Here is an 8,217-nt window from a genome sequence, read left to right as displayed (position 1 = left end):
CATAGACGTCACCTCTTTAACTAATGATATCTGTATTTCACATTTTTGGAGTCGTCTAACCGCAGGCTTAGCTCATCCCCAGGGTCCCCATCAAATTGATACCCTCCTTCTCACCGTCCTTGTTAAGGAAAATAACTCTTGGTGTATTCAGGCGCTAGAAAATGTGACTTTAACGAACCCACGCACAGGAGAGATCATACTTAGAAATTTATGAAACAGAGCAATATAATTTTTTAAGTAATTTATAGACATAAAAAAAGCCCTTGTCATTAACAAGGGCTTTTAAGAATTTTGGCGGAAGCGGTGAGATTCGAACTCACGGAGGACTCACACCCTCGTCGGTTTTCAAGACCGGTGCATTAAACCGCTCTGCCACGCTTCCATGTGCGTAAGAATACAAAGCTTATTCATTTTATTCAAGAAAAATATCATCGCTTTGTGTTCAAGTGCATATTGTTTCATCAATTTTACAGTTGAGCGGCTAATTCTGCTCCTTCTTTGATCGCACGCTTCGCATCTAGCTCTGCTGCAAGCTTTGCACCACCAATAATATGGTAGTTCGCTATAGTCGACTCACCTTCTTTTGGCATCAAGTCTTTTACAGACTCTTGACCTGCACACACCACAACAGTGTCTACACGTAAAAGCTGGTCTTGACCGTTATGTTCAATCCACAGCCCTTCATCGGTAACTGCTTTATATTGCACGCCGCGCAGCATGCGTACGCCATGCTTTTTAAGCTGGGCACGATGTACCCAACCCGAGGTCTTACCAAGACCAATACCGAGTGGTGTTGTTTTACGTTGCAGTAAATAAATTTCGCGTATCGCTGGTTCAACCACAGGTGACTGAATACCACCTTCAGAAATGTAGTTCGGATCTGGGTCTACACCCCACTCGCGCTGCCACTCGGCTAAAGGTTGAGGCTGTGGTTGATGTGGTGGTTTAAGTAAAAATTCTGATACGTCAAAACCAATACCACCAGCTCCAATCACTGCGACTTTTTGTCCTACTTCTGCACCCTGTAAAACTTGAGCATAGGAAAGAACTTGTGGTGAATTACTTCCTTCAATTTTTAAAGCACGTGGTATTACACCCGTTGCCACAATAACTTCGTCAAAACCTTCACGCTCAAGTTGTTCACGATTTACACGAGTGTTTAAACGTACATCTACACCTGTTTTTTGAAGCTGTACTTTAAAGTAGCGAATTGTCTCGTGGAATTCCTCTTTACCTGGTACAACCTTGGCAAAGTTGAACTGACCACCTACATCTGTATTGGCTTCGAACAAGGTCACAGCATGGCCACGGCTTGCAGCAACAGTTGCAGCAGACATACCTGCCACACCACCACCCACAACTGCTATACGCTTAGGCTGTTTAGTTTTTAAATAAACCAGTTCTGTTTCATGGCCTGCACGTGGGTTGACTAAACAAGACACACGTTTATTTTTAAATGCATGATCTAAGCATGCTTGGTTACAGGCAATACACGTATTAATTTCATCTACACGATTGGTCGCAGTTTTATTTACCCAAAAAGCATCGGCCAATAAAGGACGTGCCATTTGAATCATGTCTGCCTTGCCTTTTGCCAAAATCTCTTCGGCAGTTTCAGGCATATTAATACGGTTAGATGCAATTACCGGAATTGAAATATGCTGTTTTACATGAGCCGTGTAATCGACAAACGCTGCACGAGGTACAGACGTTACAATAGTTGGCACACGTGCTTCATGCCAACCAATACCCGTATTTAATAAAGTGACACCCGCCTTTTCTAAAGCTTTAGCAACAGTGACTACTTCTTGCATGGTGTTACCGTCATGCACAAGGTCGAGTAGCGATAAACGGAAACAGATAATAAATTTTTCACCAACTTTTGCGCGGATCGCTTTAACAATTTCAACCGGAAAACGCATACGGTTTTCAATTTCACCGCCCCAACGGTCAGTACGCTGGTTTACATGGCGACTTAAAAACTGGTTAATCAGATATCCTTCCGACCCCATAATTTCAACGCCGTCGTAGCCTGCTTTTTTGGCAATATCAGCACACTGTGCATAGTCTTCAATGGTGCTGAGAATATTTTTTTCAGAAAGTTGACGTGGCTTAAATGGTGAAATCGGTGATTTTATTGCACTCGACGACACTACAAATGGCTGGTAACCATAACGCCCTGCATGCAAAATTTGCATTAAGATTTTTGAGCCATGCTTATGGACAGCATGAGTCACTAAACGGTGCTGCGGAATGTCAAATAAGCTATTCATCGTTCCGCCAGCTGGAGCCAACCAGCCTTGACGGTTTGGAGAAATACCTCCCGTCACAATCAGACCAACCCCACCTTTTGCACGCTCTTCAAAATAAGCTGCAAGTTTTGGGTAATTATAAAAACGATCTTCAAGTCCCGTATGCATGGAACCCATCACCACACGATTTTTAATAGTGGTAAAGCCTAAATGTAATGGTTTTAATAAATTGGCGTAACTTGTCATGCTGCGTCCCAATAATTTTTTGCAACTTGTTGCATAGTACTTTAATACTTTTTTGAAATGTTAGGATGACCACACATATTTTTTTACGTGTTGAAATTGTCAATTATTCGAGCTTGTGTCCCTTCATTTAATTTTTTATGGGTAATTGAAACGTTGAATCTTTTTCCCATTTAAATAAAGAGAAAAATAGCATCACAACAGCAATTACAGTTCCTATAGGGAACATATTAAGCATTAAGATAGATATCACAATTGAACCGATACGGCTGCTTGTAGTTCCAGTCTTAACACTTCTAGCGCATAAGAACTGTGTAGCGATTGCTGCAATAAGCCCTAAAAGACTACCAATAAAGTATTTGGGCGTATGCACAAATATATTGTAAATCGCATAGATAAGCTCTGAAATTACAATAAACCCCGTAATACGATGCAATGTCGATAAAATTTGATTGTGATGAATCAACATATTTTGTTTTTTTCCTTTTTAGCATTTCGTCTAAATTGTCATACTTATCGTAAAACTTTATATTTTTCCAATATTAATCTATTTTTCAAATTAAAAAAAAAGAATTCCTTTCCTAACAGAAAAAAAATCGATTTGAAAAGTGATATAGTACTGAGCGAATAAATTCTCTTGGTCACCGAAGTATTAGGGTGCCTATTTCGAAATAGTTAGGACTAGCAATGACTGATAATGCAACGATCTTGCAGCATGTACCAGTAGGCAAAAAAGTTGGGATTGCCTTCTCCGGAGGCTTAGACACTTCAGCTGCTTTATTGTGGATGAAACAAAAAGGCGCTGAGCCTTATGCATACACTGCAAACTTAGGCCAGCCAGATGAAGATGACTACGATGCAATTCCAAAGAAAGCAGAACAATACGGCGCTGTAAAAGCTCGCTTAATTGACTGCCGCTTACAATTGGCACTTGAAGGTATTGCTGCAATTCAGTGTGGTGCATTCCATATCAGTACAGGTGGTGTTCCTTATTTCAATACGACTCCACTCGGTCGTGCAGTAACAGGTACTATGCTCGTTACTGCTATGAAAGAAGATGACGTAAACATCTGGGGTGACGGTTCAACTTATAAAGGTAACGATATTGAGCGTTTCTATCGTTATGGTTTATTAACTAACCCAAATCTTAAAATTTATAAGCCTTGGCTAGATCAAAACTTTATTGATGAGCTTGGTGGCCGTGCAGAAATGTCACAGTTCCTCATCGACAACGGTTTTGACTACAAAATGTCAAAAGAAAAAGCGTACTCAACTGACTCAAACATGTTGGGCGCAACTCACGAAGCAAAAGATCTTGAATACCTAAATGCAGGTATCAAAATCGTTGATCCAATTATGGGCGTTGCTTTCTGGAAAGAAGAAGTTGAAATCAAACCTGAAGAAGTAACTGTACGTTTTGAAGAAGGTGTTCCTGTTGCGTTAAATGGTCAAACTTTTAACAATCCAGTTGAGCTTATTCTTGAAGCAAACCGTATTGGCGGTCGTCATGGTTTAGGTATGTCTGACCAAATCGAAAACCGTATTATCGAAGCGAAATCTCGCGGTATTTATGAAGCACCGGGTATGGCTCTTCTTCATATTGCTTACGAGCGTTTGGTTACTGGTATTCATAACGAAGATACGATCGAACAATACCGCATTAATGGTTTACGTTTAGGTCGTTTACTTTACCAAGGTCGTTGGTTCGACTCTCAAGCGCTTATGCTTCGTGAAACTGCACAGCGTTGGGTTGCTAAAGCGATTACTGGTGAAGTGACCCTTGAACTTCGTCGTGGTAATGACTACACCATCATGAACACTGAATCTCCAAACTTAACGTATGAAGCTGAACGTTTAACAATGGAAAAAGGCGATTCAATGTTTACGCCAATGGATCGTATTGGTCAGTTGACTATGCGTAACCTCGACATTACCGATACACGTGCAAAACTTGGTATTTATACAGATGCTGGTTTGCTTTCAATCGGTCAAGGTTCTGCTATTCCTCAATTAGACAATAAGAAAAAATAATTTTCTTATAACGTCAAAAAAGCCACCTCTATAGGTGGCTTTTTTAAGTCTCATGTCAAGCTAAGCAATTTCTGCAACTTGTAAAGGCTGATAATAAATTTGATTACGGCCAAGCTGCTTTGCTCTATATAAAGCCTGATCTGCGGCATGAATCAATTTATCTTGTCCCATCTTTAATCCACCTGTATATACGGTAAATCCTAAACTGATCGTGACATACTTTGACACTAACGAAGCAGCATGAGGAATGGCTTGCCGTTCAATCGCTTTATAAATATTTGCAGCTACTGCGTATGCACCCTGTGCAGGTGTTTCAGGTAAAAGTACAACGAACTCTTCACCGCCATAACGCGCAACAAAATCGACATGACGAATCGAGTTTTTAATTGCTGCCGCAATACTAGAGATGACTTTATCTCCCATCTGATGCCCATAAAAATCGTTATAGTTTTTAAAAAAATCGATATCAATAAATAAAACAGCTAACGGACGTTTCTCTTGATTTGCCCGGTAATAGAAGAAGTCAAACATTTCGTCAAAGGTACGACGGTTTGAAATTTGAGTAAGCGCATCTTGCTGACTTAAATGCAGAAGTTCAGATGCTTCAATTCGTAAAATCTGCTCATTAATTTCAGCAAGTTGGTTATTTAAAAAAAGACTTCGCTCTCTTGAGATGAGCATAGTGCTAATTGAGAAACCTAAAATACAAGTGCCGAACAAGGCCCGACCGAGGGCAATATAATCACAATTTACATTCAATAAATTAAGAAAAACAAAAACCAATATTGCTGCTGATAAACCAACGTACAGCATATGTAATGGTTTGATGCCACTTAGAATAAAACCAAGCATATATAAAAATGAAAGAAGCAACATCGACTGATTTTTAAGTGCCATATTTTCGACACTGAGCAACAACATGGCACTTGTAATAATTGAGAAGAAAACAATGCCACAAGCAGCAAAATAAAAGTGATTAGAGAGTTTTTTAAATTTGGCAAAAATCCAAAATAATAAGAGTGCAAGCGCAATATTCATTGCACTCAACAAACAATGAATAAAGTCTAAAGTAATATATGGTTCACCAATTACTAAGTAGTCAGTTGGAAGTGCCAGTAAAATAAAAATTAAATAAGTAAGTACTCCACTTGCTAAAAACTTAGAGATGTTTTGCCGTGTACGATCAAGGTTTAAACACCAGAATTTTTTTTCTAGCTGCTTTGGTAAAGGCATATTGGCGTAACGATGGGTATGTAGAGTGACCAAATACTCGATTTCTTCTTTCGATTTGAGTAATTGATGGACATTTCCCCTATTCGCCACTAGTCGATTCCTACATATTTCGCGTTAACAAAATATAACATTATTTTTTAAAGCTCCCTGCGCTTTATTTTGCCATTTGTCCGTAATTCTCGTTACCATTTTCACACTTTATCGATTATCATTTGTTTTATTTCGAAGTTTGAACTGCCTTGAACTCTATTACCCTGCTCCAGCCAGATGATTGGCATGCACATTTACGTGATGGTTTAGCATTAAAACGTACTGTTCCAGATTTGGCTAAACAATTCGCCCGCGCGATCTGTATGCCTAACCTTGTACCGCCTGTAAAAACAGTAGAAGAAGCTTTAGCTTATCGCGAGCGCATTCTTGCTCATGTTCCGGAAGGCAATAATTTTGACCCTCGTATGGTGCTTTATTTTACTGACCATACTTCACCAGATGAAGTTCGTAAAATTAAAGAATCAGAACATGTCAATGCGATTAAGCTTTATCCTGCTGGTGCGACCACAAACTCTGACAATGGTGTGAGTGATATTCGCAAAGTTTATGCAGTTATTGAGCAATTAGAAGAGTACCAAGTTCCGTTATTACTTCATGGTGAAGTGACTCACAATCATGTAGATATTTTTGATCGTGAAAAACGCTTCCTAGATGAGGTATTATCACCTTTATTGAAACAGTTCCCTAAACTTAAGGTTGTGCTTGAACACATCACGACTAGTGATGCAGCACACTTTGTTTTAGAACAAGACCGTAATGTGGCGGCAACAATCACTCCACAACATTTATTATTTAACCGTAATGATATGTTGGTCGGTGGTATTAAACCGCATTTCTACTGTTTACCAATTTTAAAACGTCAAACGCATCAAACAACTTTACTTGAAGTTGCAACAAGCGGTAATCCTAAGTTTTTCTTAGGTACAGACAGCGCACCTCATGCACAAAATGCAAAAGAGAATGCTTGTGGCTGTGCAGGCTGTTATAGTGCACCAAACGCAATTGAGCTTTATGCACAAGCGTTTGATCAAGTCGGTAAATTAGAGCGCCTAGAAGGTTTTGCTAGCCATTTTGGTGCAGACTTCTACGGTCTACCACGTAATACTTCTACCATTACTTTGGTTAAAGAAGATAATCTCGTTCCCGAATCTTTTGATTATTTAGATAATCAAAAAATCATCCCGCTGCATGCCGGGAAAACGCTGCAATGGAGAAAAGTGTGACACAAGAAAATTCTGTCCCGGTCATTGGCCAACGTTTTCGTGGCTTCTTACCTGTTGTTGTCGATGTTGAAACGGCAGGTTTTAATGCCCAGACAGATGCATTGCTAGAAATCGCGTGCATTCCAATTGTGTATGATGCTCAGGGACAATTTGTCCCTGGTCCTGCATTTCATGCACATATTAACCCTTTTGAAGGGGCTAACCTCGACCGCCGTTCGCTCGACTTTATTGGTATTGATCCATTCAACCCAATGCGTATTGCAATGGCTGAAGATGAGCGAACCGCTTTACGTCGTATTTTTAAATCGGTCAATGAAGTTCGTAAACAGCAACATTGTACTCATGCAGTACTCGTAGGCCATAACGCGCATTTTGACCTTGGCTTTTTACAAGCAGCGATTGCTCGCTCAGGTACAAAAAACCAAAACCCGTTCCATAGTTTTTCAGTCATGGATACAGTTACTTTAAGTGCAGTAATGTTTGGACAAACAGTGCTTGCAAAAGCATGTATTCAAGCTGGAATTGAGTTCGATGGTAAAGAAGCACACTCTGCTTTATACGATACTCAGAAGACTGCTGAACTGTTTTGCTATATTTTGAACAAACTGTCACCTTACCTCCTTGACAGTTTGGTGGCGGCTTCTTAAGATACCGCCATCCTCAACGTCCCTATCGTCTAGAGGCCTAGGACATCGCCCTTTCACGGCGGTAACCGGGGTTCGAATCCCCGTAGGGACGCCATATTCTTTCTATAAAGAATCATCGCTTCAAATTATTTTATCTCACTTCACATTTTATCCATGAGATAAATTTTTATTTTCAAAATTAAGACTTCAACTTTACTTCATCAATATGTTGAGTGGGTTGTATACTTGGATCATCTTTCTCAATAATTATTGCATCAGCAACTAACTTTGTTTTTGTTAAATCTGGTTCTATTAAGACTTGAGCTAATGAACTTGATGTAATATTAAAATCACGATGTATTTGTACTAGTTCTGGTGTTCGTTTATAACGTATGACTTTAAAACCTGCTTCGTGAATTAAAGCATCTCGCTCCGCATCAAACTTTTCCTTCCCCTTATGGCTAGAATCATCTAACTCAACAATAGCAACGATATTAAATGCTTTATCCAACACAACAAAATCAGCAACTTTTCGATTAAATAAATTACGCGTCGCGT

At 39.6% G+C, this 8,217-nt stretch carries 7 protein-coding genes, 2 tRNA genes and 1 pseudogene; 5 read left to right on the top strand and 5 right to left on the bottom strand.

Features of this window, described 5'->3' with window-relative positions; genetic code table 11:
* Positions 1-214: pseudogene (locus J582_RS26460) on the top strand (DUF4440 domain-containing protein); the annotation flags it as partial.
* Between the two features lie 78 nt (positions 215-292).
* On the opposite strand, the gene J582_RS23865 reads toward J582_RS26460, so the two are convergent.
* From J582_RS23865 to J582_RS23855, 3 genes are all read right to left on the bottom strand, one after another.
* Positions 293-382: transfer RNA gene (locus tag J582_RS23865), tRNA-Ser, on the bottom strand.
* Positions 383-467: 85 nt separating this feature from the next.
* Positions 468-2,498, bottom strand: a complete 2,031-nt coding sequence (locus J582_RS23860) for an NADPH-dependent 2,4-dienoyl-CoA reductase (protein ID WP_032048761.1) — start codon at positions 2,496-2,498, stop codon at positions 468-470.
* Positions 2,499-2,625: 127 nt separating this feature from the next.
* Positions 2,626-2,964, bottom strand: a complete 339-nt coding sequence (locus J582_RS23855) for a hypothetical protein (protein ID WP_022575005.1) — start codon at positions 2,962-2,964, stop codon at positions 2,626-2,628.
* A 218-nt stretch (positions 2,965-3,182) separates the two neighbouring features.
* On the opposite strand from J582_RS23855, the gene argG reads away from it, so the two are divergent.
* Positions 3,183-4,526 (top strand): argininosuccinate synthase, encoded by a 1,344-nt coding sequence (gene argG, locus J582_RS23850; RefSeq protein ID WP_002049558.1) that lies wholly within the window; start codon positions 3,183-3,185, stop codon positions 4,524-4,526.
* 60 nt (positions 4,527-4,586) lie between these two features.
* Here argG and J582_RS23845 read toward each other — a convergent pair whose 3' ends face one another.
* On the bottom strand, positions 4,587-5,849 hold the full coding sequence (locus J582_RS23845; protein WP_002049535.1) for a GGDEF domain-containing protein: 1,263 nt from the start codon (positions 5,847-5,849) through the stop codon (positions 4,587-4,589).
* 149 nt (positions 5,850-5,998) lie between these two features.
* On the opposite strand from J582_RS23845, the gene pyrC reads away from it, so the two are divergent.
* The 3 genes from pyrC to J582_RS23830 all read left to right on the top strand — a co-directional run bounded on the left by pyrC (position 5,999) and on the right by J582_RS23830 (position 7,774).
* Positions 5,999-7,033 carry a dihydroorotase gene (gene pyrC / locus J582_RS23840; protein ID WP_032011448.1) on the top strand — a complete coding sequence of 345 codons (1,035 nt, stop codon included), beginning with the start codon at positions 5,999-6,001 and terminating at the stop codon, positions 7,031-7,033.
* Positions 7,018-7,680, top strand: a complete 663-nt coding sequence (gene rnt / locus J582_RS23835) for a ribonuclease T (protein ID WP_001982681.1) — start codon at positions 7,018-7,020, stop codon at positions 7,678-7,680. The genes pyrC and rnt overlap by 16 nt, the downstream gene beginning before the upstream one ends.
* An 18-nt stretch (positions 7,681-7,698) precedes the next feature.
* Positions 7,699-7,774 (top strand) — tRNA-Glu (locus J582_RS23830).
* An 84-nt stretch (positions 7,775-7,858) separates the two neighbouring features.
* Here the strand turns inward: J582_RS23830 and J582_RS23825 are convergent.
* Positions 7,859-8,217: DUF559 domain-containing protein (locus tag J582_RS23825; protein WP_032048759.1), on the bottom strand; the 359-nt coding region annotated here is incomplete at its 5' end.

The organism is Acinetobacter sp. 1566109 (assembly GCF_000582255.1).
Lineage (GTDB): Bacteria > Pseudomonadota > Gammaproteobacteria > Pseudomonadales > Moraxellaceae > Acinetobacter > Acinetobacter nosocomialis.
The sequence above is the reverse complement of the archived record's forward strand: the minus strand, read 5'-3'. Positions and strand labels throughout refer to the sequence as shown.